The 24,807-nt window shown below is 71.6% G+C and carries 26 protein-coding genes; 10 read left to right on the top strand and 16 right to left on the bottom strand.

Annotation, left to right across the window (positions count from 1 at the left end; genetic code table 11):
* Positions 1-209: 209 nt before the first annotated feature.
* From A4R44_RS28350 to A4R44_RS52615, 4 genes are all read right to left on the bottom strand, one after another.
* The gene (locus tag A4R44_RS28350) at positions 210-647 is read right to left on the bottom strand and encodes an SRPBCC family protein (RefSeq protein WP_067587320.1); all 438 of its coding nucleotides are present in this window, start codon (positions 645-647) and stop codon (positions 210-212) included.
* 8 nt (positions 648-655) lie between these two features.
* Positions 656-1,096 carry an SRPBCC family protein gene (locus A4R44_RS28355; RefSeq protein ID WP_067587323.1) on the bottom strand — a complete coding sequence of 147 codons (441 nt, stop codon included), beginning with the start codon at positions 1,094-1,096 and terminating at the stop codon, positions 656-658.
* Between the two features lie 81 nt (positions 1,097-1,177).
* Positions 1,178-1,573 (bottom strand): STAS domain-containing protein, encoded by a 396-nt coding sequence (locus A4R44_RS28360; RefSeq protein ID WP_067587772.1) that lies wholly within the window; start codon positions 1,571-1,573, stop codon positions 1,178-1,180.
* Between the two features lie 397 nt (positions 1,574-1,970).
* Complete coding sequence (locus tag A4R44_RS52615; RefSeq protein ID WP_067587326.1) at positions 1,971-2,183, bottom strand: hypothetical protein; 213 nt, start codon at positions 2,181-2,183, stop codon at positions 1,971-1,973.
* A gap of 62 nt (positions 2,184-2,245) precedes the next feature.
* Between A4R44_RS52615 and A4R44_RS52620 the strand changes: the two genes are divergently transcribed.
* The 3 genes from A4R44_RS52620 to A4R44_RS52625 all read left to right on the top strand — a co-directional run bounded on the left by A4R44_RS52620 (position 2,246) and on the right by A4R44_RS52625 (position 6,132).
* Positions 2,246-2,596 (top strand): hypothetical protein, encoded by a 351-nt coding sequence (locus A4R44_RS52620; RefSeq protein ID WP_067587329.1) that lies wholly within the window; start codon positions 2,246-2,248, stop codon positions 2,594-2,596.
* A 147-nt stretch (positions 2,597-2,743) separates the two neighbouring features.
* Positions 2,744-3,715: an L-threonylcarbamoyladenylate synthase gene (locus tag A4R44_RS28375; protein ID WP_067587332.1), complete on the top strand. Its 972-nt coding sequence runs from the start codon at positions 2,744-2,746 to the stop codon at positions 3,713-3,715.
* 269 nt (positions 3,716-3,984) lie between these two features.
* Positions 3,985-6,132, top strand: a complete 2,148-nt coding sequence (locus A4R44_RS52625) for an ANTAR domain-containing protein (RefSeq protein ID WP_067587335.1) — start codon at positions 3,985-3,987, stop codon at positions 6,130-6,132.
* Between the two features lie 119 nt (positions 6,133-6,251).
* On the opposite strand, the gene A4R44_RS28385 is transcribed toward A4R44_RS52625, so the two are convergent.
* The 4 genes from A4R44_RS28385 to A4R44_RS28400 all read right to left on the bottom strand — a co-directional run bounded on the left by A4R44_RS28385 (position 6,252) and on the right by A4R44_RS28400 (position 8,524).
* Positions 6,252-6,494 (bottom strand): hypothetical protein, encoded by a 243-nt coding sequence (locus A4R44_RS28385; RefSeq protein WP_067587338.1) that lies wholly within the window; start codon positions 6,492-6,494, stop codon positions 6,252-6,254.
* A 282-nt stretch (positions 6,495-6,776) separates the two neighbouring features.
* Entirely contained in the window at positions 6,777-7,598 is an 822-nt protein-coding gene (locus A4R44_RS28390; protein ID WP_067587342.1) for a GAF and ANTAR domain-containing protein, read from the bottom strand.
* A 181-nt stretch (positions 7,599-7,779) separates the two neighbouring features.
* Positions 7,780-7,956, bottom strand: coding sequence for a CsbD family protein (locus A4R44_RS28395; RefSeq protein ID WP_067587345.1), 177 nt, complete (start codon positions 7,954-7,956; stop codon positions 7,780-7,782).
* A gap of 76 nt (positions 7,957-8,032) precedes the next feature.
* Positions 8,033-8,524, bottom strand: a complete 492-nt coding sequence (locus A4R44_RS28400) for a hypothetical protein (RefSeq protein ID WP_067587348.1) — start codon at positions 8,522-8,524, stop codon at positions 8,033-8,035.
* 254 nt (positions 8,525-8,778) lie between these two features.
* Here A4R44_RS28400 and A4R44_RS28405 point away from each other — a divergent pair, with 254 nt between their 5' ends.
* Positions 8,779-9,213 carry an ATP-binding protein gene (locus A4R44_RS28405; RefSeq protein WP_067587351.1) on the top strand — a complete coding sequence of 145 codons (435 nt, stop codon included), beginning with the start codon at positions 8,779-8,781 and terminating at the stop codon, positions 9,211-9,213.
* Between the two features lie 75 nt (positions 9,214-9,288).
* Here A4R44_RS28405 and A4R44_RS28410 read toward each other — a convergent pair whose 3' ends face one another.
* The 4 genes from A4R44_RS28410 to A4R44_RS28425 are packed head-to-tail and all read right to left on the bottom strand — an operon-like array spanning position 9,289 to position 13,839.
* Positions 9,289-10,740: a glycoside hydrolase family 3 protein gene (locus A4R44_RS28410; RefSeq protein WP_067587355.1), complete on the bottom strand. Its 1,452-nt coding sequence runs from the start codon at positions 10,738-10,740 to the stop codon at positions 9,289-9,291.
* Complete coding sequence (locus A4R44_RS28415; RefSeq protein WP_067587358.1) at positions 10,737-11,567, bottom strand: carbohydrate ABC transporter permease; 831 nt, start codon at positions 11,565-11,567, stop codon at positions 10,737-10,739. Before A4R44_RS28415 ends, A4R44_RS28410 begins: the two co-directional genes overlap by 4 nt.
* Positions 11,564-12,550, bottom strand: a complete 987-nt coding sequence (locus A4R44_RS28420; protein ID WP_067587361.1) for a carbohydrate ABC transporter permease — start codon at positions 12,548-12,550, stop codon at positions 11,564-11,566. Before A4R44_RS28420 ends, A4R44_RS28415 begins: the two co-directional genes overlap by 4 nt.
* A complete protein-coding gene (locus tag A4R44_RS28425) occupies positions 12,547-13,839 on the bottom strand; it encodes a sugar ABC transporter substrate-binding protein (protein ID WP_067587364.1) in 1,293 nt (430 codons plus the stop codon). The genes A4R44_RS28420 and A4R44_RS28425 overlap by 4 nt, the downstream gene beginning before the upstream one ends.
* A 660-nt stretch (positions 13,840-14,499) precedes the next feature.
* On the opposite strand from A4R44_RS28425, the gene A4R44_RS52630 reads away from it, so the two are divergent.
* The 3 genes from A4R44_RS52630 to A4R44_RS28440 all read left to right on the top strand — a co-directional run bounded on the left by A4R44_RS52630 (position 14,500) and on the right by A4R44_RS28440 (position 16,711).
* Positions 14,500-15,786 (top strand): lysozyme, encoded by a 1,287-nt coding sequence (locus tag A4R44_RS52630; protein ID WP_067587367.1) that lies wholly within the window; start codon positions 14,500-14,502, stop codon positions 15,784-15,786.
* Between the two features lie 59 nt (positions 15,787-15,845).
* Entirely contained in the window at positions 15,846-16,217 is a 372-nt protein-coding gene (locus A4R44_RS28435; RefSeq protein ID WP_067587370.1) for a YrdB family protein, read from the top strand.
* 53 nt (positions 16,218-16,270) lie between these two features.
* Positions 16,271-16,711: a hypothetical protein gene (locus A4R44_RS28440; RefSeq protein ID WP_143132493.1), complete on the top strand. Its 441-nt coding sequence runs from the start codon at positions 16,271-16,273 to the stop codon at positions 16,709-16,711.
* Between the two features lie 4 nt (positions 16,712-16,715).
* Here the strand turns inward: A4R44_RS28440 and A4R44_RS28445 are convergent, their stop codons facing one another.
* A complete protein-coding gene (locus A4R44_RS28445) occupies positions 16,716-18,926 on the bottom strand; it encodes a serine/threonine-protein kinase (protein ID WP_067587375.1) in 2,211 nt (736 codons plus the stop codon).
* Between the two features lie 99 nt (positions 18,927-19,025).
* Between A4R44_RS28445 and A4R44_RS28450 the strand changes: the two genes are divergently transcribed.
* Together A4R44_RS28450 and A4R44_RS28455 are read left to right on the top strand one after the other, a co-directional pair.
* Positions 19,026-20,615, top strand: coding sequence for an acyl-CoA synthetase (locus tag A4R44_RS28450; RefSeq protein ID WP_067587378.1), 1,590 nt, complete (start codon positions 19,026-19,028; stop codon positions 20,613-20,615).
* A gap of 20 nt (positions 20,616-20,635) precedes the next feature.
* A complete protein-coding gene (locus A4R44_RS28455; protein ID WP_067587381.1) occupies positions 20,636-21,124 on the top strand; it encodes a hypothetical protein in 489 nt (162 codons plus the stop codon).
* Here A4R44_RS28455 and A4R44_RS28460 read toward each other — a convergent pair.
* On the bottom strand, positions 21,099-21,548 hold the full coding sequence (locus A4R44_RS28460; protein ID WP_095213654.1) for a MarR family winged helix-turn-helix transcriptional regulator: 450 nt from the start codon (positions 21,546-21,548) through the stop codon (positions 21,099-21,101). The two genes, A4R44_RS28455 and A4R44_RS28460, sit on opposite strands and share 26 nt — an antisense overlap.
* A gap of 55 nt (positions 21,549-21,603) precedes the next feature.
* Here A4R44_RS28460 and A4R44_RS28465 point away from each other — a divergent pair, with 55 nt between their 5' ends.
* Positions 21,604-23,883, top strand: coding sequence for an FUSC family protein (locus tag A4R44_RS28465; protein WP_107309563.1), 2,280 nt, complete (start codon positions 21,604-21,606; stop codon positions 23,881-23,883).
* A gap of 129 nt (positions 23,884-24,012) precedes the next feature.
* On the opposite strand, the gene A4R44_RS50885 is transcribed toward A4R44_RS28465, so the two are convergent.
* Together A4R44_RS50885 and A4R44_RS50890 are read right to left on the bottom strand one after the other, a co-directional pair.
* Positions 24,013-24,165, bottom strand: coding sequence for a S1 family peptidase (locus A4R44_RS50885; RefSeq protein WP_232791813.1), 153 nt, complete (start codon positions 24,163-24,165; stop codon positions 24,013-24,015).
* Entirely contained in the window at positions 24,162-24,563 is a 402-nt protein-coding gene (locus A4R44_RS50890) for a S1 family peptidase (protein WP_232791814.1), read from the bottom strand. The genes A4R44_RS50885 and A4R44_RS50890 overlap by 4 nt, the downstream gene beginning before the upstream one ends.
* Positions 24,564-24,807 lie beyond the last annotated feature (244 nt).

The following is a 24,807-nucleotide window of genomic DNA, read 5'->3' on the forward strand; positions in this document are numbered from 1 at the left end:
TCGGAAGGGGCCTGGGGGCGGCCGGTCCGGCGCAGTGTTCGCCTTGCAGATCTCGTGAAGCCTTCCCTCACCGGTGACCGGGAGAAACGCGAACTCGCCTCGCACCGCGCCAGCGGGGCACCGATCGCCCGCTGGCGCGGTGCGTGGGCGAAGAAGCATCGAGTCGGCCGATGAGGCGCAGTAGCGCAGAACAGACCGCCGGCCGCGGTTTACCCGGCCAGTCGGTTGAGCGCGTCCGCGAGCTGCCGTTCGGTGTCGTTGCCCAGCTTCTCGAACACCACTTTGCCCAGCGGGGCGGCTAGTTTGGCCAAGCCGTTGAACTGCAGCTCGTTGGTGTAGGTGACGCGCGATCCGGTGCCGCTCGCCGCGACCTCGATCGTTTCGGTGGAGGTCGCGGTGTCGTTGCGCCCGACCAGCACGACGCGATCGGCGTCGAAGCGTTCGAGCGTGTACGTCAGCTCCGTGGTGATTCCCGCGATCTTCGAGGTGTTGTGCCACGACGAGCCGACGCGGACCGGCCCGTCGTCGTCGCGGACGCAGCGTTCCGTTCCGGGATCCCACTCTTCGGCGTTGCCGAAGTCGGCCAGATAGGCGAGAACCGCGTCCGGGCCCGGGTTCACGGCGAAGGTGCGCGAGACCGTGGTCACGGGGGCGCTCAGCGGGCTTCGATGACGGTCTGGAACTGTTCGGCGGCCCGCTCGACCTTCTTCTGCGGATCGGCCAGCAGCGACGCGACCGCCTCGCCGAGTTTGCCCGCCGGGGGCTCGTATTCGAGGGAGATCTCCACGCCGGTGCGGCCGTGGCCCTTGTCGTCGAACCGGACGACCCCGGAGTTGCGCACGTCCGGATCGGCGTCGTCCACCGTGGTCCAGGCGATCTTGCGCGGCGGGGCGTCCTCGACGATCCGGGCCTGCCATTCCACTGTGGACCCCGCCGGCCCGTCGACCTTCCACCGGGTGCGCGTTCCGTCGCCGTCCAGGGCTTCGACCGACTGGACGTCGGAGAACAGTTCCGGCAGCCGGGTCAGCGGACGCCACCAGTCGTAGCACGCCTGCGCGGGAGCGTTGACCTCGACGTAATGCGCTGCAGCAGCCATGGGTGCCTTTCCTCGGAGTTCAGCGAAATCTTGCCGAACCCTGCGGCTACCCGGCCGGTCGGCGGCGCAAACCGCGCGCGGCTACGAGATTCCCTTGCGGGGAACCGGAACGAGATTGGCGCCGGCGCGGACGTCGAGGGTCCGGTCGAGGCCGAGCAGCCGGAGGGGACGCAACACGGCGCGTTGGTGTGCCAGCACCGCGAAAGGCACCTCCGCGAAGTGCGCCTCGTGTTCGGCGGCCAGCAGAACGGACAGTCCCCGGCAACTGCAGAACGTCACCGCTCTCAAATCGGCGACCACTCCACCGGGTGAGTGCGCGATCGCCGCGACAGTGTGCTCGAAAAACGTTTCAGCGACTGAAGAATCGAGGTCTCCGGACACCGCGACGACCGTGATGTCGTCGGCGGTGCTGACGGTGATGTCCGCGAGAGGCGCCGCGCAGGCGGGCAGCCTGGCAGGGCGAACGGGGTGCGTCATCGGGGCCTCCTGCGGACCGGCGGAGGCGGACCGGCGCTGGACTGCCTCGCTGTGCTGGGCGGGCGGCTCCTGGCTGAACCGATGCTGCCACGGTAACTCCGCCGCGGAATTCCGACAACCAGGCGCCGCGCGAACGGGGAGATCCCGTTGCGCCGGGCCCGCTCGCGGCCCGTTCGGGAGTGCCGGGCGGATGCCTCCCCGCGCGCACCCGCGCCGCTCCGGCGGCGAGCGTTGCCGGTCCGGGCGGAGGAGGGCGGAGAAATCGACGCCGGCCAGGCGTTTGCCCAGGTTCGCCGAGTCCCGCGGCGTGGTCCGCGGGATGTTCTCGCCCTCGATGTTCATAGCCGGCGCATCGAGTTCCCGGGACTGGCTCAGCGGCGAGTACGACGTGATCCTGTCACCCGACCAGGTGCGCCGGGCCCACGAGCGGCCCGATTCGGTACGCGGGCGAAGAAAGGCGGTGCTCGGCCTCGCCTGAGCGGTGACGGAAGAATTCGTTGTGCGGGCCGAGCTGGGCGCGGACGCCGATCGGGTGCCGCTGGCCGAGGCAGGCCGCGATCCGGGCCGGATCATCCCGGGCGCGTTCGCCGGCGGGCATCCGGACCGGCACGGGCGGGGTGGTCGGGGAGCCGGTCGCTGGCGGAGTACCCGGCGTGCGCGCAGCACGAGGCGTTGGGCAATCTGGCGTCCGGGGGCCGCTGGACGACCGTCCTGTGCCCGTGCGCCGCCGAGGCGCTGGGAGCGACCGAGCTGGCCGACGCGGTGTTCGGCGGCGGCAACCGCGAACTGCCGCCACCGCCCGGCTCCCGGTCCTTCGCCGCCGAACCCGACCTCGTGGACCTCCGCGTGGTGACCGCCGAGGCCCGGGTCGAGGGCGCGGTGTCGGAGCTGGCGGTCGAGAGCGCGGAGCACGGCAGCGGATCCGCGGTCCGGCGTCCGGGACGAGGGCGGCTGGCGGATCCGCCGGCCGGTCGCGCCCCGGCTTCCCGGCCCAGGGCCGCGGTCGCGGACTGCTGCTGGTGAACCGTCTCGCGGACCTGGTGCGGATGTGTGCGGACCCGGCCGGGGCGGCGGTGGCGGCCCGGTTCGCCGCCGGGTGAAGGCGTCCGGCACGCGCGGCTTAGGCTGACGGGCGAGGACAAGCCATCCGTCTGGCAGGAGAGTGCGAGCGTGACCGCGGCAGCTGGCGACATCGAGAAGGCGGCCGGGGTGCTGCGCGCCGGGGGCTTGGTGGCCTTCCCGACCGAGACGGTCTACGGCCTGGGCGCCGACGCCTCGGATCCGGCCGCGGTTTCCCGCATCTACCAGGCGAAGGGCCGCCCGCCCACGCACCCGCTGATCGTGCACCTCGCCGGTGCCGGGCACCTGGACGGCTGGGTCGGGAAGGTGCCCGGGCCCGCGCGGCTGCTGGCCGAGCGGTTCTGGCCGGGCCCGCTCACCTTGGTGCTGCGGCGCGGCCCGCGGGTGTCGTCGGCGGCGACCGGCGGACTGGAGACGGTGGGGGTGCGCGTGCCGGACCATCCGGTGGCGCTGGCGCTGCTGTCGGCGTTCGGCGGCGGCGCGGCGGCTCCGTCGGCCAACCGGTTCGGCTCGGTCAGCCCGACCACCGCCGAGCACGTCCGCGCGGAGCTGGGCGATGCCGTCGATTTCGTGCTGGACGGCGGTCCCTGCCAGGTCGGTGTCGAGTCCACCATCGTCGACGCCACCAGCGACACGCTCAGCGTGCTGCGGCCCGGCGGCGTGCCCCGGGAGGACCTGGAGGCCGTGCTCGGGAGTTCTCTCCAGGTGCCGTCGGTGAGCCCGATCCGGGTTCCGGGCCACCATCCGTCGCACTACGCGCCGCGGGCTCGGGTCGTTCTCGTCGAGCCCGGCCGGGTGGTCGCCGAAGCGCGCCGCGCGCGGGACCTCGGGCACCAGGTGGGTGTCTTCCTGCCGCCGTCCCAGGACGTCGCGGCGCCGGAGGCGCACGCTGTGGTGGCGGTTCCGGCTTCGACGGCCGAGTACGCGCGCGGTCTTTACGGCTTTCTGCGCGAGCTGGACCGGGCGGGATGCGACTTGATCGTCGCGTCGCTTCCGGAGGAGAAGGGGCTGGGTCTCGCGATCGCGAACCGCCTTCGCCGCGCCGCGGGGCCGCGCAGGTAGTCCACAGTAGACAGTTCGGCCACGTCTCGCACCGCCGGTTCCGGCGTGCCCTGCTCCGGCGGAAGGTCGTGCCGGGTAGGCTTTTTTCTCGGTGCGTTAAGCAGGCAGCGTCCACAACCCGCTGGCTGAGGCGCGCCCTGCGCCCGGTCCGGCCCGCTCCTAGGAGTGCGTGTGGCGACCGCCGAGTGCCGAGCATCCCGTCCAGCGCGCAGACGCGCAGCCGAGCCCCACCCGGGCGTCTTCGCGCGAAGCGTGGTCGTGCGGCTGCCGTGACGGACCTGAAGATCACCCCTCGGCAGTTCGGCGATGCTGTGGTGCTGACCTTGCCGGACCGGCTCGCGACGACGCACTCGGCCGAAATCGTCGAGGCCCTGCACGCGGCGGGCCGCGCTGTCGCACCGGGCACGCGCATAGTGGTCGACCTCCGGGGCGTCAGCCCGGTGAGCGCGCCGCTCGCCCGTGCACTGGTCTCGTTCGCCCGCGAGCGCGACTGCGTGCTGGTGCCGGACCAGGCCACGACGGCGGTGCTGGACAGCGCGGATCCTGGCGCGGCCGTCCGGCGGGCCGCGTCGCCCGCGGAGGCGCTGGCCGGATCCGGGGGCGTCCGGCAGTCGTTCGCGGCGAGCGGCGCGGTGCGGTCGCTCGCCTTCGACAGCGACGATCTGACCCGGACCGAGGCGTTCCTGAGCAGCGCGTACGCGCCGATGCGGATCGGCAGCGAAGCCGACCACGCGGGCACGCACATCAGCAGGCACGAGGTCGACGGGCTGAGCGCCGACCAGCTCGCCCTGTCCTTCGAAATGAGCTACGCCGTCGAACCGCTGGGCACGATCTGCCTGTGCGACGTCGAATCGGGCACGATCGAGGACCACCGCGTGGAGGGCTGGCCGGAAGCGGAGACGTTCGGCCCCGGGGACCTGGTGTCGTTTTCGCCCCCGGACCGGCCCTACACCGGGCGGATCGCGCGCGCCGAGTACAGCATCACCATGTTCGATCCGGTCCTGCTGAGCCAGGCCGCGGGCGTCGACCGGCCGGTGCGGCTGCTCGACCACCGGCCGGTCGACGCCAGCGCCGCCCAGCACCTGCGCTCCGCCGTCGCCCATCTGCGCGACGACGTCCTCGGCGTGCCCGGGGTCGGGGAGAATCCGCTGGCCGTGGCGACGGTGGCGCGCTACCTCGCCGTGGCCGTGCTGAACGCGTTCCCGCACACGGCCTCCGCCGAGCGCCGCGGGGACGGGCTCGACGCCCATTCGCAGACGCTCCGCCGCGCGATCTCCTTCATCGAAGCCCATCTCCACCGGCCCATCGGCGTCGCGGAGATCGCCGCCGCGGCCCGGGTCTCGGCTCGTGCGGTGCAGCTGGCCTTCCGCAGGCACCTCGGCACGACCCCGATGGCCTACCTGCGCCGGGCACGGCTCGACCGCGCCCGAGCGGAACTGCGCGCCGCCGTTCCGGAGCAGGACACCGTCGCGCGGATCGCCGCCCGATGGGGCTACGCGCCCAGTGTGTTCGCCGCCCACTACCGGGCCGCGTACGGCGAGTCGCCTTCGGCGACGCTGCACCGGGGCACCGCCGAGCACATTCGTTTCCCTGGCAGCCGGAGCTTCGTTCGGACGGCGATCGAGCCGAAAAGCGAACCCGGTGACGAGGAACGGACCCTGGTGACCGCCGGGCTGCCCGGAGCGCCGGATCGCGCGCAGCCGGACGCCGCGGACCGCTTCGAACAGCTGAGCGGGATGCTGCTGTCCGCGAACTCGGTGGCGGACGTGCTGCGGCAGGTCGTGGAAGCGACTGCGGCGGCGGTGGCCGGAGCGGACTGGGCCAGCGTCACCGTGCTGGGTTCCGACGGCCGCTTCTCCACTGCCGCTCGGACCGGGAAGACCGCCGCCGAGCTGGACCGGATCCAGTACCGCGACGGGGAAGGCCCGTGCGTGGAGGCGGCCCGCGCGGACAGCCCGAGCTATGTCGCGAGCGCGGATCTAGCCGCCGAGACCCGATGGCCCCGGTTCACCGCCGCCGCCCGCGCACTCGGCTGCCGCGCGGCGTTTTCCACCGAACTCCCGGCAGTTCCCGGCTCCGACCGGGTGGCGGGCTCGCTCACCGTCTACTCCCGCCGCCCGGACAGCCTGGCCGAGACCGACCGCCGCATCGCGCTGCTGCTGGCGACGCACGCGTCGCTGGCATTGGCGAACACCCACCTGCGGAAGACCGCCGAACTGCGTCGCGCCGAGTTTCGGCGAGCCGTCGACACCCGGGATGTCATCGGGCAGGCCAAGGGCATCCTGATGAACCGGGAAGGCTTCACCGCGGACGAAGCGTTCGACCTGCTGCGGCGGACTTCCCAGGACCTGAACGTGAAGCTGGTCGAGGTGGCGCGCACCCTGACGGATCGGCACGGCGAGCTTGAGCAGGGGTGACCGCGGCGGTCAGGAATCTCGCCGCCGGTGCGCGGTTTCGGCGGCGGGCGCGGTGAAGTGGTCGAGGAGGCGGGTGCGGCGGAGCAGCCGGTCGAGTCCGGTGGACCGGTCGTCCAGGCTCAGGCCGAGCGGACCGGCCTGCTGACCATGAGCGGGCCGGACAATCCGGACGAGTCGCGGAAGGCCGGCTCGCCGCAGTCGAGGCGGACAGCTCGGCAATCCGGGTGCGCCGCCAGCATTTCCCGGGCAGTGCGGACGAGCAGGTGCTGGCTGTCGTGATCGAACTCGCCGCGCACGGTCAGCCAGGTTGTCCGAGGATGCGGTGCGGTCCACGTGCGGGCGAGCGGGTGCGGCGGCGTCACGGGCGGCCTCCTGCGCCCGCGCGGGCGCGAGAGAGGTCCCGCAGTTGCTCGCCGGCGAGGATGTCCGCGGTCCAGCGGAGAAAACCCGTGAACAGCTCGGGATCGTCGACGTAGACGGACGTCTTGAGGTACTCGACCGGGGCGGTTCCGCCGGCCTCGGGTCTTGACCGGCGGAACCTCGGTCCCGGTCTCCTGCGCGCCGGAGGCCGACCCTGGTCTCCGGCTACCCGTTCGCCGGGAATTCACGCGTCCCGGCGCGAACGCGGCGGAAACCGGCGAGGGTCAGAGGTCGAGTTCCCGGTGCCGTTCGGCCACCGTGCGGGCGAGTTCGACCAGCTTGACGTTGAGGTCCTGGGACGTGCGGCGCAGGATGTCGAACGCCGCGTCGGCGGTGACCCCGCGGCGGTTCATCAGGATGCCTTTGGCCTGGCCGATGAGGTCGCGGCTGTCGACGGCGCGCTTGAGGTGGGCTTCCTTGAGCGCGGCCGCGGTGTGCGCGGCGGATCCGGAGAGGGCGAGCGAGGCGTGCGAGGCCAGGATGAGCGCGCTGTCGACGGCGTCGTCGTCGAAGGCCCCGGCCTGGCGGCTGTAGAGGTTGATCGCGCCGGGCGGCCGGTCGGACTTCGCGTCCGGCAGCAGCGTCGTGGCCAGCAGGGAGCCGAACCCGAGCCGTCCGGCGAGCACGCCGAATTCGGGGAAAGCGTCGGACTCCGGAAGGTTGTTGGTCAAGGCGTGCCCGGGCCGTTCGTGCCGGGCGGCTTCCAGGCACGGGCCTTCGCCGGTCCGGTACTGGATCCGGTCCAGCTCCTCGGCGGCCTCGTGGGTGCGGACCGGGGTGTGAAACCCGCCGTCGGCCGACCGCAGGGTGATGCTGGCCAGATCGGCTTGCGGCACGATCCGCAGCGCGGCGGACACCACGCGCTCCATCGCTTCGTGCAGGGAGCCCGCGTCGAGCAGGAAAACCGCGAGCGCGCCGAACTGCCGGGAGAGCGGCCCTTCGAGGGCCACGCCGCTGCGGGCCCAGCCGTCGACGGCCGGTTCCGCGCAGAACGCGACCCGGTCGGCCTCCCAGCCCTGATCGGTCTGCGTATCGGCGTCCGTCACCCCGGCCTCCTCGTTCGCTGCCCCGCCACCGGGTCGCACCGCCGGTGACCTTACCGGGCCGTGAAACCGGACCGGCAGCTGGCGACGAGGGAGGGCGTGCCCGGCGGCCGAAGCCGCGGAGGGAGGGCGGACAAGGGCCGGCGGCCGGAACCGAAGTCCCGGCCGCCGATCCGATCGCTGGTCAGTCTTTCACGCCTTTGACGGCGTCCTTGACCTTTTCTCCCGCTTGCTTGAGCGCGCCCTTCGCCTGTTCGGCCTTCCCCTCGGCCTGCCACTGCTCGTTCCCGGTGGCATTGCCGAGCGCTTCTTTGGCCTTGCCCTTGAGCTCCTCGGCCTTGTGTCCGGCGGTGTCGCTCATCGTCGATGCCCTCTCTTCGTGTCCGGGGATTCCGGGGCTACCCGCTGAGGCCAGTGCGCAAACCAGCGGCCCGCGGTCAGCGGGGCGCCTTCGCCGCGGCGATGTACTGATTGGCTTCCGGGAGAAAGGAAAGGATCACGCCGAGCAGAGCCAAGGCGGTGCTGACGTAGCCGATGACCGTGCTCTGGCCGGCCAGCAGGGAGACCACCTGCAGCGCGGTGAGCACAGTGAGCACGATCCTCGCCCAGTTGCGGCCCGCGCGGAGTTTGAACGCGAACAGCAGGCGCAGCAACGCGATCACGACCGCGATCACGACCGCGATGACGATGCCGATCGTGACCGCCTGGTCGATCTGGGCGTCGGTGAGGCGCGCGGCGTTCTGCTCATTCGCTCTTCGCATCGCGTCGGCCAGCGCGTCCCGCGCGAAGAACAGGAACACAGCTCCGACAAGGCCGGCCACCGTCGCGGCGACGAATGCCCAGAACGCGCCGGTGAGCACCGCGGGGCGAGGCGGGGCTTCGGCGGGAGTTCCGGCGGAAGGGGACGGGTAAGCAGGCATGTCAGTCATGGGAAAAAGGTGGCACAGCGCACGAAACCCCGCACGGCAAGAGCGAAACCAGTCCCGGAAAACCTTGCGGCGAGCGACTTCGCGCACAGTTTCCGGGCGTGCGGTTTGGCGCCTGCGGCCCATGGGTACCCAGCTCGCGGGGAACTGCTGATAAATTGCCGCGGGAATTCGCGGCCAGTATTGAAGAATTGACAACGGACCGTGCGGGTACTTTCTTCGTGCAGCGCAATACCGGCCGAGGAGGAGGTCGAGCGATGAGTGTGGAGGAATTGCGGTCCAGTCGCTTGCCCGCGCGCGCCGTGTCGCCGGGAGGCGCGGTCCCGCGGCTGGACCTGGCAGTGGCGCAGGATTCCACGACGTTGCGCCGGATCCGGGACCAGGCAGCGGCGTTCGTGCGCGGCCATCGGCCGCGCACCGGCGCGGACGCGGTGGCCGACGTGCGCCTGGCGCTCGACGAAATGGTCTGCAACGCGATGCGGCACGCCCGCCCGCCGTGCACGCTGGCCCTGTCCTTGCGCGGTGACCGGCTCCTGATCGAGGTGTCCGATTCGCTCCCGGCCTTCGCGCGCTACCGGGAAGGGTACGAGGGCGGAGGACGCGGGATGGCCCTGATCAACGCGATCGCCGTGCGCTGGGGCCAATCATCCCGGGCAGGCGGGAAGACCGTCTGGGCCGAACTGGCCCTTTAGCCGCGCGATCCGAAGGTGCGTGTGGGGAACCCTCAGGCAATCAGATTCCCTGAGGGTTCCCCACACGCACGGGGGTCAGGAGCGAGCGAGGTACTCCGCCGCCGCCCGCAGGCTGACGTAGGAGCCGCTGAACGTGTCGATCCTCGGCGCGGCACCGGATTCCGGCCCGGGCACCCCGGTCTCGACCCGGATGTAGTCCACAGTGGACAGACCGGCCAGGAACTCCCGGACCGCCGGATGCCGGTGCGCTTCCCGGGTCACCACCACGACGCTCTCCGCCGACGCGGCCTCGGCCAGCACCGTCGAGACATCGTCCGGGGAGACCGAAAGCGTCCGGATGCCCGGAACCAGTTCGGCCAGATGCGCGCCCAGTCCCCACGGCATCGGCCCGGCGGCGATGCCCGGTTCGGTCTGCACGTCCACCACGAGCGACGGGCCCGTCAACCGCGGCGTGCCGGTGATCCGCAGGGCGGCCCGCGCGGCGGACAGCCCGAGCGAGTAGTCCACCGGCCGGACCGTGGCGGGGGCGGGGGAGGCGCCCAGCGAAGCGGTCCGGGCAGCGGCGGCGGCGAGCCGCTCCAGGGAAAGCCGTCCCTCGGTCACCGCCGCGACGATCGCCTCCGCGGTCCGGTCCAACGTCTCGGCGTCGAACGCGGCGCCGCCGAGGCACAGCGCGTCCGCGCCGCCCAGGAGGGCCCGGACCGAAGCCTCGCCGAGCCCGTCGTGCCGTCCGTACGCCCCGGAAACGGCGCCCATCTCCAACGCGTCGGTGATGACCGCTCCGGTGAACCCCAGTTCGCCGCGCAGCACGTCGGCGAGCGCGGTCCGGTTGAACGTCGCCGGTTCCTCGCCCCATTCCCGCACGACGAGGTGCCCGGACATGACCGTCCGGACGCCCGCCTCGATCGCCGCGGCGAACGGGACGAGTTCGGTCTTCCGAAGCTCGTCGGCGGTCCGCGGCAGCACGGGCAGCGAGAGGTGCGAATCCTCGGTCGCCGCGCCGTGTCCGGGGAAGTGTTTCGCACAAGCGGCGACCCCGTACTTCTGCATGCCGGTCACGAACGCCGCGACGTGCGGCGAGGCCGCCGCCGGGTCCGAGCCGAACGCCCGCACGCCGATGCCCGGATCTTCCGCCGCGAGCGTGAGATCCGCGCACGGCGCGAGGTTGACCGTGACCCCGCACGCCGCCAGCCGCTCGCCGAGAGCGGCCGCGACGGACGCGGTCAGCTCCGGATCCCCGGCCGCGCCCAGTGCGAGCGGGCCGGGCACGAACGAGCCCTTGCCGACGTCGAGGCGGGTGACGTCGCCGCCCTCCTCGTCGATTCCGACGACCACGCCGTCCCGCTCGGACCGCAGCGCCGAGGCGAGCGCGGCGACCTGTTCGTCGTCGGCCACGTTGCGGCCGAACAGGATCACGCCGCCGAGCCCCTCGGCGATGCGGCGGCGCACCCAGTCCGGCGCGGTCGTGCCCTCGAACCCGGGCAGCAGCACGGCTTCGGCCAGCCTGCGGGGGTCAGCCACCGTCATCCCTTCACCGCGCCCGCGGTCATGCCGGACACGAGTTTCCGTTGCACGATCAGGAAGAAGATCACCGCGGGGATCGCGTAGATCACCGACGCGGCCATGACGCCGCCCCAGTCGATCGAGAACGCCGTCTTGAACGACGACAGCCACACCGGCAGCGTCTGCTTCGACTGGTCCCGCATGAACACCAGCGCGAACAGGAACTCGTTCCACGCGGTGATGAAGCTGAACACCGACGTGGTCACCAGGCCCGGCCCGAGCAGCGGCAGCGTGACCCGGCGGAACGCGCCGACCCTGCTGCAGCCGTCGATCATCGCGGCCTCTTCGAGGTCGTACGGGATGCCGTTGACGAACCCGTAGAGCATCCACACGGTGAACGGCAGCGACGTCGCGAAGTACACCAGCAGCAGCGACGGCAGCGTGTTCAGCAGCCCGATGTCGCGCATCAGCAGGTACATCGGGATGAACAGCGCCGAGAGCGGGGCCAGCTGCGCCACCAGGATCAGCAGCAGGAACCCCTTGCGGCCGCGGAAGCGGAAGCGCGCGAGCGGGATCGCCGCGAGCACGCCCACCACCAGGGCGGCCAGCACCGCGCCGAGCGTCACGATCAGGCTGTTGGTCAGGTACGTGACGAACCCGGGCTTGGTCAGCGCCGACGCGAAGTTCGACAGCGTCGCCGAGGTCGGGATCAGGTCGTACTTCGGCGACAGCACGTCGCCCGGCGTCTTCAGCGACGTGGTGAACATCCAGTACGTCGGGAAGAGGAACAGCAGCGCCACGAAGAGGCCGGCGATCGACACCAGCACCCGGGCCGGCAGGGACTTCCTCATGCGATCTCCCCGTCCTTGGTCCGGACCAGCAGCTGCACGTACCGGCCGGTGACCAGCAGGAGCAGCACCAGCATGATGGTGGCGATGGCCGCGGCGGAGCCGAAGTGGCTGCCCGCGATGCCCTTGAGGTACTGCAGGATCGCCAGCGTCGTGCTCGCGCCGTCCGGGCCGCCCTGGCGGATGGCCCACACCTGGGCGAACATGTTGAAGTCCCACAGCATCGACAGGAACGTCACCATCGTCAGGATCGGCCGGATCGCGGGCCAGCTGACCGCGCGGAAGGTCTGCCACGGCCCGGCCCCGTCGATGCCCGCCGCCTCGTACTGCTCGCGCGGCACGCCGATGAGGCCCGCGTAGAGCGTGAACGCGACGAACGGCACGGCCTGCCACAGCACCAGCAGCCCGATCACCACGAGGGTGCTCGGGCCGCTGGAGAACCACGAGTACCCGATGAACGAATGGAAGCCCAGCCGGTCCAGCGTCTTGTTGAGGATGCCGTACTGCTGGTCGAAGATCCACTGGAACACCGTGGTGGTGGCGATGACCGGCACCGCCCACGCGAGGACCAGCGAAACCTGCACGAAGATCCGCAGCACCGGGTTGAGGTGGCGCATCAGCACCGCGATCAGCAGCGCCACGAGCAGGGTTGCGGCGACGAGCGCGCCGGTGAAGAGGATCGTGCGGATCGCGACTGCCCAGAACTCGGGATCGGACAGCACGTCGGTGTAGTTCTTGAAGCCGATCCACACCATCTTGCCGGTCACCAGCTCGCGCAGGTCGAGCTGGCGGAGGCTGATGCCGAGCATCTGAACGGTGGGCCAGCCGAGCAGCACCAGCACGGCGGCGAGCGCGGGCAGGATCAGCAGGTACGGCATGAGCCGTTCGCCGAACCAGCCGCTGCCCCGCTTCCGCGCCGCCCCGACGTGCGCCGATGCCGGCGGGGTCGCCCCCGCCGGCATCGGCTTGTCCTTCGTCGCGGTCATCCGCCGATGATCTTGTCGAGGGCGGTGTTCGCGTCGGCCGCGGCCTGGTCCAGGGTCTTCTTCCCGGTCAGGTAGGCGGTCAGCATGTCCTTCAGCGGGTTCTGGCCGGATTCGACCTCGCCCCACTTCGGACTGGCCGGCATCGCGTGGCCGTTCTTCGACGCCTTGGCCATCACCGCGCCCACCGGGTCCTTGTCCAGGGCGCTGACGTCGGTGGAGGTGCCCGGCACGTAGCCGCCGGCGGCGAGCTGCGTCATGTACTTGGTGCTGGTCAGCAGCTTCAGGTAGTCCTTGGCGAGGTCCTGGTGCTTGCTGTTGAGCGGGACGACCAGGTTCGAGCCGCCGAGGAACACCGGGGCGGTCTGGCCCGCGGTCTTCGACGGGATCGGGAACGCACCGGTCTTGGCGGTGATGCCCGGGTCGGTCTTGGCCGCGGTCGCCACCTCGTTCGGGGTGCCGATGAACATGGCGACCTTGCCCGCGCCGTAGATGCCCGCCTGCTGCGGCGTGGCCTCGTCGTTGTCCTTGGGCGCGGTGGTGCCGGAGGCGTCCACGAGCTTCTTGTAGAACTCGAGGCCCGCCTTGGCTTCCGGCGTGTTCAGCGACGACTTGAAGGACTTGCCCTCGGCCTTGGCGATGTCGCCGCCGTTGTCCCAGATGAACGACGACAGCGCGTACCAGTTCTGGCCCGGCATGTAGAGCGGCTGGAACTGCGGGTCGCCGCCGAACTTCGTCTTCAGCTTCGCGATGTCCGCGAGCCATTCGTCGTTCGAGGCGGGCGGCTGGGTGATGCCCGCCTGCTCGAACATGTCCTTGCGGTACATGACGACGCGGTTGGCGGCGTAGAACGGCACGCCGACGGTTTTGCCGTCGTACTGGCCGGACGCCTTGAGCCCGGCGAGCCACTGCCCGCCGTTGAGGTTGCCGACGTCGCCGGAGAGGTCGGCCAGCACGCCTTGGGCGGCGAACGCCGGCGTCTGGGTGTTGCCGACCTCGATGACGTCCGGCGGGGTGTCGCTCGCCAGCGCGGTGGTCAGCTTCTGCTGGATGCCGTTCCACTGCTGGATCTGGTAGTCGACCTTGACGCCGGGGTGGGCGGCCTCGAATTCCTTGTTGAGGGCGGCGGTCAGGCTGTCCGGCGCGGAGCCGGTCATGAGCCAGACGGTCAGCTTGCCGTCCTGCGCGCCCCCAGCGCTCGAGGCGTTCTCACTCCCGCCTGAGCCGGCGCAGCCGGCTGTGGCGAGCGTGATGGCGGCGGCTCCCGCCGCCAGCTTGAGCCAGCGCTTCACGTGTCTCGTCCTTTCGGTGCCCGGTCGTCGGCGACCGGGGCTGAATGACAAATGGTGTAGACCAATGTTCAGCAGGGTGGTCCGGACCACAGCCGGTGTCAAGCCGGTTGCCAAGATGTTGCGAAGACGGCCGCCTGGTTGACGCTGCGTGTCCGGGCCATTACCGGCGCTGGCGCGAAAAGTGCTGGTAGAAGGCGATTTCCGCAGTGCGGGCAACGGTTTCCGGTGCGGCGGAGTTGTTCGTGAACGGCTCGCCGGGCCGGGCGTGCCGCGTGCCGCGGGCGTGTCCCGGACAGGTCCGGGCGAACGACCTTCGGCCCTTGCGCGCGGAGGGAACTTCGGATTCGAGACAACTGCGGTCCGGTCCGGACGGTGCTGCGCTCCGGTCCCGGCGCGCGTGCTCGCCCGCTGCGACGGGTGGCGGGCCGGCCGCCGACAGTGACCCGGGATGGGTGAGTTTCCTCCCGGCGGGGACCGGGCGTACCCCCGGTGACCTCGGAAAACCTCTTGTGTACCACGCGTCACATCACTCCCAGTGGTTTACAGGCGTCCCGCGTGTCACACACACTGGGCTCGCCCAGGTGATCCGGTGCCGCTCTTGGGGAAGAGAGGCGGACGGCCGGAGCGCTCCCCGGGCGGGAAAAGAAGAGGGAGTAGAGGATGACGGGCTCCGGGCGGATAGCGGCTCGGGCGGGTGCGATCGTCGCGGCGGCGGCGGTGGCTGCCGCCGGAGCGCTGGGGCTGCTGCACGCGCCCCAGGCGGCGGCAGCGCCTGCCGAGGTGCCGGGCATGGACGTGTCCGGACACCAGGGCGATGTGGACTGGAAGGCGGCCTGGAACGCCGGCGCGCGTTTCGCGTACGTCAAGGCGACCGAGGGCACCGGGTATCGCAACCCGTACTTCGCGCAGCAGTACAACGGCTCTTACGACGTCGGGATGATCCGCGGCGCGTACCACTTCGCGCGTCCGGACGTGTCCGACGGCGCGACGCAGGCGGACTATTTCGTGGCGCACGGCGGCGGCTGGTCCGCGGACGGCCGCACCATGCCGCCGATGCTGGACATCGAATACAACCCGTACGGCTCGACCTGCTTCGGCCTGTCGAAACCGGCGATGGTGTCGTGGGTGAAGTCGTTCTCCGAACGGCTGCACGCGAAAACGTCGCGCTGGCCGATGCTCTACACCACGACCGACTGGTGGAAGACCTGCACCGGGAACTCGGCGGCGTTCGGCGACACGCATCCGCTGTTCATCGCCCGCTACGCGCAGAGCGCGGGCCCGCTGCCCTCGGGCTGGCGCTACTACACCGTCTGGCAGTACTCCGACTCCGGCAACAAGCCCGGCGACCAGGACTCGTTCAACGGCTCGATGGAGCAGTTGATCAAGCTCGCCGGCGGCGAAGCCCCGAAGAGCGAGGCCCCGGCTCCGCCGAAGCCGGCCACCTCGACGAAGCCGCCGACGTCGACGAAGCCGACCACGAGCGCGCCGCCGACCTCCTCGGCGACCAAGACCCCGACCAGTTCGGCGACCGCTTCGCCGAGCACCACGACGAAGACGAGCCCGACGACGTCCAGCAGCCCGACGTCCTCGGCGACGAAGCCGCCCGCGTCCGCTTCGTCCACTGCGGCGAAGAAGGACATCAGCGGTCTCGTCTGGGCGGGTGGCAAGCAGGCGAATCCGCCGGGATCGCTGTCGGACGCCAAGCACGCCGACTCGCTCACCGCCCGCGTCCACGAGATCGCGAAGGTGACGCCGAAGGAACCGGCCGTGCAGAAGGCCACGACCAGCCACCCGACGCAGACCGCCGCGCCGGAAACCAGCCAGCCCCAGCGGCAGGCACTGGCGAAGACCGGCGTGAGCACCCCCCGGCTCGCCGTGTTCGGTGCGGCGCTGCTGGTGTTCGGGGCGATCCTGATGACGCTGTCCCGGATGGCGGCCCGGCGCTGATTCCGGCCGGGTCCGCACTCCGCGCACGGAGCGCGGGCCCGGCCGTTAGGCTTCCCGGCGTGACCACCACTCGACCCGAATTGCGCGGTTTCCCCGGCGCGGTGCTCGTCATCCGCTTCCTGACCGAACTGGCGCTGCTCGCCGGTCTCGCGGTCGCCGGCGCGCGGCTGGGCGGGAACGTGCTCCTCGACATCCTGTCCGCGGTGCTGTGGCCGGCGCTGGCGGCGGCGATCTGGTGGCTCGTGATCGCGCCGAAGGCGAAGCGGCGCAGTCCGGAGCCGACCCGGTTCTTCCTGGAGGCCGCGCTGTTCGCGGTCGCGGCGCTCGGGCTGATCGCGTCCGGTCTGCTGGTCGCNGTCGCGGGGATCGTGCTCGGCGTAGCCGGGATCGCGGTCGCGGCGGCCGTGCGGGTGTGGGCGAAGGACGGCTGAGCGGTTTTCCCGAGCTGGGACCGGTCCCGGCCGTCGTTGAGTACGGTGCGGGCATGGAATTTCCCGCCGTTGCCCGGACGGTGCTCGCGCCGGTCGCGTTGCTCGCCGCACTGACCGCGTGCTCGGGCAGCCCCGCTCCGGCTCCCGCGGCGTCGTCTTCCTCCGCCGCGCCGGTCGAGGAACGGGTGCCTGATCGCCAGCCGCACACGCTCGTGCTGAACGCGACCGGTTCCGGTTCCCTGAAACAGATCACCTACACCTTGGACGGCGCCACCCAGGAAACCGGGCCGGTGAAGATGCCGTGGCGGCAGTCGCTCACCGTGCCGGCGGACGGGAAACCGCACCAGTGGACGCTGGAGATCACCTATTCCGGCGCGAGCGGCGAAGTGGACATGTATTCCGTCGTGGACGGCAAGGAGTCCGTGCACACCGCGAGCGGCGGGCACGGGAACGTCACCGGGTCGGCCTCGATCGGCGGCTCCCTGGAGGGCTGAGCGCTCAGGACGGGCCGGAGTCGTGGTTCCACCAGTCGGCCATCGCGAACGGCTCGGTGCCGCGATGCGCGACCGCGAGGATCCCCGACTGGTCGTCTGTCCACTTGAGGTAGCGCTCGCCGCTGGGCGCGAGGGTCGCGCAGGCGAGGCGTCCGGTGTGGCCGTCGCGCGAGTAGGGGCGGTCGGCGGCGAAATCGGGCGGCTGGTCGGTGCACGCCTTTTCGGTGGTCTGGGTGCTGTTGAAGACCTGGTTCATCGTGGCGGCGTCGGGCAGCTGGTAGTAGACGACCAGTCCGGCTCCGCTGGCCGGTCCGCACGCGACAGCGGCATCGGCCCGCACCGCGCCGAGGTCTCGCCAGCGCTGGTCTGCGGACGGGCGCACGCAGTTGATCCGCGAAGCGGGCGGGATCCGTCGCAGCAGCGTGTTTTCCGCCGGGGCCGGGAACGCGGGGGAGGACTCGCGGTTGACCTGCGAGACGATCCGGCTGAGCGGCGCGAGATGCCATTGCGTCCACCAGCCGCCCGCGCCTTCCTGGCTGGCGCCGGTGACGTGGCCGAGGACGTGGAACGAATCGAGGCTCCAGTCGATCGCGACGGTGCCTTCCCGGCCGGGACGGCAGAGCACCTGGCCGAGATCGACGCTCAGCCAGTCGAAGCGGGTGGTGCTCGGCGACGCGCCCGGACAAGGTTTCCCGCTCGGCGCCTTCGCGGCGGTGACGAGACCGTCGAAGCTGGAACGCAGCGTCCGGGTGTCGGCGAAACGGTAGTAGGACACGTCGCGTGCGCCGGTCCCGCGTGGTGTGCAGGCGATTCCGGCGATGGCTCCGGGATAGGTGCCGAGATCCGCGGGTGCCGCGCGGTGGCACTGGTTTCCGGCGGCGATCTCGGTGAGGGCGGTCTCGTCCGGGGTCGGGAAGGCCGGCGTCCCGGTCCAGCCGACCCACGCGGCGCGCAAAGCAGCATCCTCGTCCGCCGAGGCAGTGGCTGTGGTGACCGCGCGAGCGGCATCGTCCTTCCAGACCACTGTGGACCGTCCGCCTCCGGCATGGCAGAACACGCGGCCGAGAGCGGGACCGGTTGCCGGGTAACGGTGTTCGGCCCCCGAGGCGACGGCGCAGTCTCCTTGGCCGGTTGACTCGCCGCCGCGCGACAGCAAGGCGGAGTAGGCGTCGGCGGCCTGCTTCGGGTCGGCGTACAGCGCCGTCGTCGCGGCGCGGCCGGCCGGGTCGTGACAGGTGATGGTCGCGGTCGCGCCGGAGACGGGCGTGTCCGCGGTCGCACAGTCGGCCCGCAAGGCGGCCGGCATCCGGGCGAGAGCGGCGTCGTCGACTCCGGACAGGCCGCCGGTGGTCAGCGAGGCGACGAGCAGACCGGCCGCAGCGACCGCCGGGACTCCCGCGCGCAGCATCCGCCGTCGCCGCCGATCCCGGCGTTCGGCGGCCGCCAAATCCTCGACCAGCGCGGTGCAGGCCGGATGCCGCGCGGCCGGGTCGATGCTGAGCGACCGGCGGAGGGCGCGCCGGACGGCGCGGCCGAGTTCGGCGTGGTGGCCCGGCGGCGCACCGGCCAGGCATTCGCCGAGCACGCAGGCGAGCGAATACACGTCGGCCGCGGGTCCGGCCGGCTTGCCCTGGCGTTGTTCGGGCGCGGCGTAGCCGGCGGTGCCGAGGAACGCGCCGGTCGCGGTGAGCTGCGTGAGGTCGAGCTGGCGGGCGATGCCGAAGTCGCACAGGTACGCGCGGCCGTCGGCGTCGAGCAGGATGTTGCCGGGTTTGACGTCGCGGTGCACGAGCCGCCGTTCGTGCGCCGCGTCGAGGGCGGCGGCGATCTCGCGTCCGATCCCGAGAGTCTCCTTGACCGGCAGCGGACCCCGATCGGCGAGCATCCGCGCGAGGTTCGTGCCGCGCACGTACTCCATCGCGAGGTAGCCCAGGCGGCCGTCTTCGGTGAACCCGGCGTCCAGCGCCGGGACGATGTTCGGATGCCCGAGGTCGCGCGCGATCCGGGTTTCGCGCTCGAACCGGGTGCGGAACCCGGGCACCGCCATGAACTCCGGGCCGACGACCTTGAGCGCCACCGCTCGCCCGTCCGCGGTGTCGAGCGCCTCGAAGACCTCGCTCATCCTGGTGCGCGCGAGCTGGCGGACGAGCCGGTACCGGGGCAGCCTGCCGGTGATGTCCGGCCGGTCGAGCGTCGGTGCTTCGGTCTCGTCCACGCGCCCCTCCCCGGATGGTGNGGATGGTGCCGGAAAGCCTACCGAGGGTCGCCGCCGGCCCTGCTTGCGCGCGCCGCGCCGGTGGATGAGACTCCCGCTATGCCGAGCCCGTTCAGCGCCGAAACGGCGGAAGCGATCCAGCACGCCCGCCAGCATTCCGTCGGGGATCTCCTGCGGCGCACCGCGTTGCGCCTGCCGGACAAGCTCGCGATCGTCTCCGGCGAGCGACGCGCGACCTACCGCGAGTTCGACGCGGCGGTCAACCGCTGCGCGCGCCGGCTCGCCGAGCGCGGCCTCGCGAAGGGCGACCGGCTCGCGCTGCTCAGCCGCAACTGCTGGGAGTACGCGGTGCTCGTGTTCGCCACGGCGAAGCTGGGCGTGGTGCTGGTGCCGGTGAACTTCATGCTCGGCGCGGAGGAGGTCGCGTTCATTCTCGGCCACGCCGGAGTGTCGGGGCTGATCGCCGAGGACGCGTTGCTCGGCACCGCGGCGGAGGCGGTGAAGCGCTCCGGCCGCACCGACGCCCTGCGCGCCCGGATCGGCGGCAGCGGCGGCGAATGGGAGAGCGTCGCGGACTGGATCGACCGGCCCGGCGACGAAACCGCGCCTGCGGTGCTGGTGGCGGACGACGACCCGTTGCGGCTGATGTACACCTCCGGCACCGAATCGCGGCCGAAGGGCGTGCTGTTGTCGAGCCGTTCGCTGATCTCGCAGTATGTGTCGTGCGCGATCGACGGCAGCATGACCGGCGACGACATCGAGGTGCATTCGCTGCCGCTCTACCACTGCGCGCAGCTGGACTGTTTCCTGTCGGTCGACGTCTACCTGGGCGCGACGAGCGTGATCCTGCCCGGTCCGGACCCGGCGGCGCTGCTGGCCGCGGTGGAACGGGAACGCGCGACGAAGCTGTTCGCGCCGCCGACGGTGTGGATCTCGCTGCTGCGCCACCCGGCGTTCGACACGACGGACCTGTCGAGCCTGCGGAAGGGCTACTACGGCGCGTCGCCGATGCCCGCCGAAGTGCTGCGCGAACTCGCGCGCCGCTTGCCGGACGTGCAGCTGTGGAACTTTTACGGCCAGACCGAAATGGCCCCGCTGGCCACGATCCTGCGTCCGCACGAACAACTCGCGAAAGCGGGGTCGGCGGGCCGGGCGTCGGTCAACGTCGAAACCCGGATCGTCGACGAGGACGGCCGAGCACTGCCGCCCGGCGAGGTCGGCGAGATCGTGCACCGCAGTCCGCACGCGACGCTCGGCTACTACGAGGACGAGGAGAAAACCGCCGCCGCCTTCGCGGGCGGCTGGTTCCACTCCGGCGACCTCGGCGTGCTGGACGAAGAGGGTTATCTGTCCGTGGTGGACCGGAAGAAGGACATGATCAAGACCGGCGGCGAGAACGTCGCGAGCCGCGAGGTCGAGGAAGCCCTGTACCTGCTCGACGGAATCGCCGAGGTGGCGGTGTTCGGAGTCGCGCACCCGCACTGGATCGAAGCGGTCACCGCGGCGGTCGTGCCGCGCGAGGGCGTCACGCTCACCGAGGACGAGGTGCTCGCGCACGCCCGGCAGCACCTGGCCGGATACAAGTGCCCGAAGTACGTGGTGTTCGTGGACGCGCTGCCGAAGAACCCGAGCGGGAAAATCGTGAAGCGCGCGCTGCGGGAGGGGCACGCCGACCTGGCGCGGGAGTGACGTGCTCCGAGGAAGCGAAAATGAGCTGTGCGATCCGTCTTCTCCAGCCGCCTCGGCTGGTCTGGCCCACCACCGAAGTCGGCACGTGCTATCTCGTCGGCGAACAGGCTGGCTGCTTGCTCGAAGGCCGCCCGGCCGAGTGGCTGGACTCGGCGAGCGACGACTTCGCCGGCTTCGTCGCCGCGCGGCGCGCGGTGGGGAGTGCCGTCCACGGTCTTCTGGTACGTCTCCGGCGAGTACTCCCCGGGCGCGCTGGTCGTCCGGCCCGAACTCACCGCCGAACTCGCCGAAGCGGGTGCCTCCGTGGCGGCACGCGGACGCTGGCGGCCGGGCTCGCGGAATGCCGGAGCCTCGACCGCGTCCTGCTGACCTGGGCCGCGGACAACGAACCCTCGCGGCGGGTGATCCTCTCCAACGGCGGCGCGCCGGACGGCCGCGGGCGCGGCGAGAACCGATTTCGGTTCGACCTCGCCGCCGACGGCGTCAGTCGCCGAGGTAACGGCGCGTGACTGCGCTGTTGTACCGGGTCAGCAGGCCGGCGAAGGCTTGTACCTCGTCAGGCGACCAGTCGTTCAGCAGTTCCGCGACGGAGGATCGCCGCCGGGTACGGGTGCGGTGCATGAGTTCGCGGCCGTGCCCGGTCGGGGTGATGACGCAGCGTCTGCGGTCGTCGCCGGCCGGGCTGCGCTCGGCCAGTTCCTTCCGGAGCAGGGCCGAGACCTGCCGTCCGGCGGTGGACGGGTCGAGGCCCAGCGCGCCGGCCAGGGTGCCGATGTCGGCCGGGCCGAGGTCGTCGAGCGTGCGCAGGATCAGGTACTCGGCCTGGTCCAGTTCGGCGTAGACGTCGGTGCGGCGGCGCAGCATCTCGAAATTCCGCACCAGCACCGCGGTGGCGCGTTCCAGCACGTCGAGCGGTTCGCTGGGCTGTTCCATGCCCGGGTCCTCCGATGAGCCGAAGAGGCGTCGCGGAAATATCGGTATCATACCGGTGATCGCGCAGGAGGACGGGAAGGCGGGGTGGATGCTGCCCAGGGGAACGGAGATCCGGGACCGGGTGGCCGCCTCGGATCCGGGGCTGAGCCGGTTGCGCTCGGCGCTCGGGGCGACCGTGTCGATGGGCACCGCGCTGGGCGTGGAGTACCTGCTGGCGCATTTCACCGGCGCGGACCCGAAGGGCGCGCTGGTCGGGATGCTGCTCGGCGCGGTGGTCGCGATGATGGGGTCGATGGCCCTCGGCGACTCGCCGGCCTGGACGAAGGTGAAGACCGCGGTGTTCTTCCCGGTCGCCTTCGGAGCCGGCATGGTGCCGGGAGCGGCGGTCGGCGCGCATCCGGACCTGATGCTCGTCGTCTTCGTCGTGGTGATGTTCCTCGCGGTTTTCGTCCGCCGTTTCGGGCCGGTTTTCTTTTTCTACGGCTTCATGGCCTGGATGGGCTACTTCTTCGCGTCCTTCCTGCACGCGACCGTCGAGACGCTGCCCGCGCTGCTGCTCGCCGTCGTGGTGGCATCGGTGTGGGTGCTGCTGCTGTCGCTGACGGTGTTGCGCACCAGCCCGGAACGCACGCTCGGCCAAGTGGTGCGCGCGTTCGACGCACGAGGCCGAGCGCTCGCCCGGTCCTGCGCGGATCTGCTGAGCAGCCCGGATCCGCATCAGGACGTGCGGCTCCGGCGGCGAGTTCAGCGGCGGCAGGCGCGGATCGCCGAAGCGGCGCTGATGATCGAGGCGTGGTCGGCACAGCCCGGCGCGGTGCCGGAAGGCTTCTCGGCGGCCGCGCTCCGGCGCGCGATGGTCGACGCGCACCATCTGCTCGACCAGCTGGCGACCTCCGCGTGCGCGCTCGTCGACAGCGGTTCCGGGCTGGCCGTGCTGGCCGCGGAGGTGTCCGACCGGCTGGCCCGGCACGACGACCGGGGTGCGTCGCAGGTCGCCTACCGGCTGGCCGCGCTGGCCGAGGGTGCGGGCGGCACGGCAGGCGGGTGGTGGCCCGCGCGGCACTTCGCGGCGGCCGCGCTCGAACTGGCCCCGGTGCTCGAACGGGCCCGGCGGCCCGGCGCGGCCGGGGCCGAACCCGTCGACGATTTCGAACCGGCGGTGGGCCTGGTCTTCGGCGCGCTGCCGGGTTCGGCGGCCGCCGCGGGCGAGGTCCCGGCCCGGCACGCCCGGTGGAACCCGTTGTCCCGCCTCGACTTCGTGAGCAGGCAGGCGGTGCAGGGCGCGCTCGCCGGCGCGCTGGCGATCCTGGCCGGCAAGCAGTTGTCCGACGCCCGCTACTACTGGGCGGTGCTGGCCGCGTTCGTCATGTTCACCGGCACCGCCACCCGCACCGAAACCTTCCTCAAGGGCTTCAACCGGGTGGTCGGCACGTTCGTCGGCCTCGCCGCGTCGATCGGCCTGGCGGCGCTGACCGCGGGCAGCACCGCGGCCGTGCTGGCGACCATCTGCGCGAGCATGTTCCTCGGCTTCTACCTGATCCGGTTGTCGTACGCGTACATGATCTTCTTCGTGACGATCATGGTCGGCCAGCTCTACAGCGTGCTGCACGAGTTCTCGCCCGGTCTGCTTCTGCTGCGGCTGGAGGAAACCGCGATCGGCGCGGCGGTCGGCCTGCTGGTCGCGCTGCTCGTCACCCCGCTGTCCACTCGGGACACTGTGCGCACGGTGCGGAACAACCTCCTCGGCGCGCTGCACGAGGTGCTGACCGCCGCCGCGGCCCGGCTTGAGCGGCACCCCGGCCCGCCCGCGGACTTCGACGCGCTCGCCCGCGACCTCGACCACCGGCTGTACCAGCTCGCGCTGGTCGCGCGACCGCTCACCCGCCCGGTCCTCGGCGGCACGACCTCGCCCCGGTTGCGGCACCGGTTGTCGCTTTACGCCGCGCTGACCACGCACGGCAGGGCGCTCGCGGTCGCGATGCGGATGCCTGGTTCGTGCACCCGGCATCCCGAAGGCCCGGTGGCGGCGTGCACCGCCCTCGCCGAGGCGGTCGAGGAATTGACCGCGGCTCCGCCCGGCACGGGCCGGCCAGCCGCGGAGGGCCCGCTGGCGCGCGCCGACGTGGCCTTGTTCGCGTATACCCCCGCTGCCGCCGGAGAACGGGCGAAAGACCCGGCTCTGCGGGCGCTGAGCCACCTTTACCACGTCTTGTGCGATCTGGCCGCGACCGGATCGGCCGGTCCGCGGCGGCTGCCGGCGCTGCCCAACCCGACGGTGCCGCGGCTGTACCGGCAGGTCCGGGCGGGGATCCCGGGGGAGACTCCGAGCGGGTGAGGCACAGCGTGCCGAGCGGTCTCTCCCCCTCGGGCAGCGCGCTCAGGCGAGTGTCGCTCCGCAGGCGGCGAGCGCCGGCGGCAACGGCTGGAAGAAGCTGACCTGGTCGTTCCCGCCGGAGAGCACTCCCTACCCGACCCCGGCGCAGAACAACGGGCCGCCGCTGTCGCCGGCCCCGACCGGGATATCCGTAGCGATGGTCCCGACGACCTGCTTGCCGTCGCCGAAGTTCACGGTCTGGTTGAGGCCCAAGACCTTTCCGCACGTCTTCTTCGTGGTCATGCCGCTCTTGCACACCAGCTGTCCCACTCGCGGGGCGCCCGCGCGCAGGATCCGCTGAGTGCTGCCGTCGTACAGATCGACCCGGCTGTGCCCGGATCCTCGACGCGGCCGTAATCGGTCACCGGGAAGCGGCTGTCGACGTTGCGGCCGACGGCTTTCCAGTCGAGCCCGTGTTCGGTGCAGTGCCCCGCGGTGCGGAGGTACCGGACCTGCTTGACGAGAACCGCGAATCCCGCAGAGCAGTAGTACGGCTCGCGTCCGGGTCCCGGCGAGACGGTGTACATCGCGTCGCCGCCGTTCACCGCCGCGCCGGCCGCCGAGGCGGGAGGGCTGACCGGCAGGGCGGCCGCGGCCGCGGAAATCAGCACTCCGGCCAGCTTGCGCGAGCTGCGAGACATCGGCAGGTCCTTCCGTCCACATGAGACTGGTTCCGTGCGGCCAGTCCAGAGCCGGCCGGGCCGCGGCACAGTCCGGGTCAGCCGACCGTCCCGGGACTGCGTCCGAACGGGTGACGACAACGCCGGCCGGGCAGCTGTCCGCACGGCAGACTGAGCTGGGCCGCCGGATCGCGGGTGACCTGGGTGAACAAGCCGAATGCCCGAGGAGTCGCGACCTCGGCGGCGTCTCACGATCCGGGACGGG

The organism is Amycolatopsis sp. M39 (assembly GCF_001651785.1).
Classification (GTDB): Bacteria; Actinomycetota; Actinomycetes; order Mycobacteriales; family Pseudonocardiaceae; genus Amycolatopsis; species Amycolatopsis rubida.

What these genes read in the sequence shown, in the direction of transcription:
- A4R44_RS28355 (WP_067587323.1), bottom strand. Translation starts at nt 1,096, where the DNA reads ATGGCTGCTGCAGCGCATTACGTCGAGGTCAACGCTCCCGCGCAGGCG.
- A4R44_RS28455 (WP_067587381.1), top strand. Translation starts at nt 20,636, where the DNA reads ATGAGCTGTGCGATCCGTCTTCTCCAGCCGCCTCGGCTGGTCTGGCCC.
- A4R44_RS28360 (WP_067587772.1), bottom strand. Translation starts at nt 1,573, where the DNA reads ATGACGCACCCCGTTCGCCCTGCCAGGCTGCCCGCCTGCGCGGCGCCT.
- A4R44_RS28410 (WP_067587355.1), bottom strand. Translation starts at nt 10,740, where the DNA reads ATGACGGTGGCTGACCCCCGCAGGCTGGCCGAAGCCGTGCTGCTGCCC.
- A4R44_RS28400 (WP_067587348.1), bottom strand. Translation starts at nt 8,524, where the DNA reads ATGACTGACATGCCTGCTTACCCGTCCCCTTCCGCCGGAACTCCCGCC.
- A4R44_RS52630 (WP_067587367.1), top strand. Translation starts at nt 14,500, where the DNA reads ATGACGGGCTCCGGGCGGATAGCGGCTCGGGCGGGTGCGATCGTCGCG.
- A4R44_RS28405 (WP_067587351.1), top strand. Translation starts at nt 8,779, where the DNA reads ATGAGTGTGGAGGAATTGCGGTCCAGTCGCTTGCCCGCGCGCGCCGTG.
- A4R44_RS28440 (WP_143132493.1), top strand. Translation starts at nt 16,271, where the DNA reads ATGGAATTTCCCGCCGTTGCCCGGACGGTGCTCGCGCCGGTCGCGTTG.
- A4R44_RS28395 (WP_067587345.1), bottom strand. Translation starts at nt 7,956, where the DNA reads ATGAGCGACACCGCCGGACACAAGGCCGAGGAGCTCAAGGGCAAGGCC.
- A4R44_RS28450 (WP_067587378.1), top strand. Translation starts at nt 19,026, where the DNA reads ATGCCGAGCCCGTTCAGCGCCGAAACGGCGGAAGCGATCCAGCACGCC.
- A4R44_RS28415 (WP_067587358.1), bottom strand. Translation starts at nt 11,567, where the DNA reads ATGAGGAAGTCCCTGCCGGCCCGGGTGCTGGTGTCGATCGCCGGCCTC.
- A4R44_RS50885 (WP_232791813.1), bottom strand. Translation starts at nt 24,165, where the DNA reads ATGACCACGAAGAAGACGTGCGGAAAGGTCTTGGGCCTCAACCAGACC.
- A4R44_RS28460 (WP_095213654.1), bottom strand. Translation starts at nt 21,548, where the DNA reads ATGGAACAGCCCAGCGAACCGCTCGACGTGCTGGAACGCGCCACCGCG.
- A4R44_RS28420 (WP_067587361.1), bottom strand. Translation starts at nt 12,550, where the DNA reads ATGACCGCGACGAAGGACAAGCCGATGCCGGCGGGGGCGACCCCGCCG.
- A4R44_RS50890 (WP_232791814.1), bottom strand. Translation starts at nt 24,563, where the DNA reads ATGTCTCGCAGCTCGCGCAAGCTGGCCGGAGTGCTGATTTCCGCGGCC.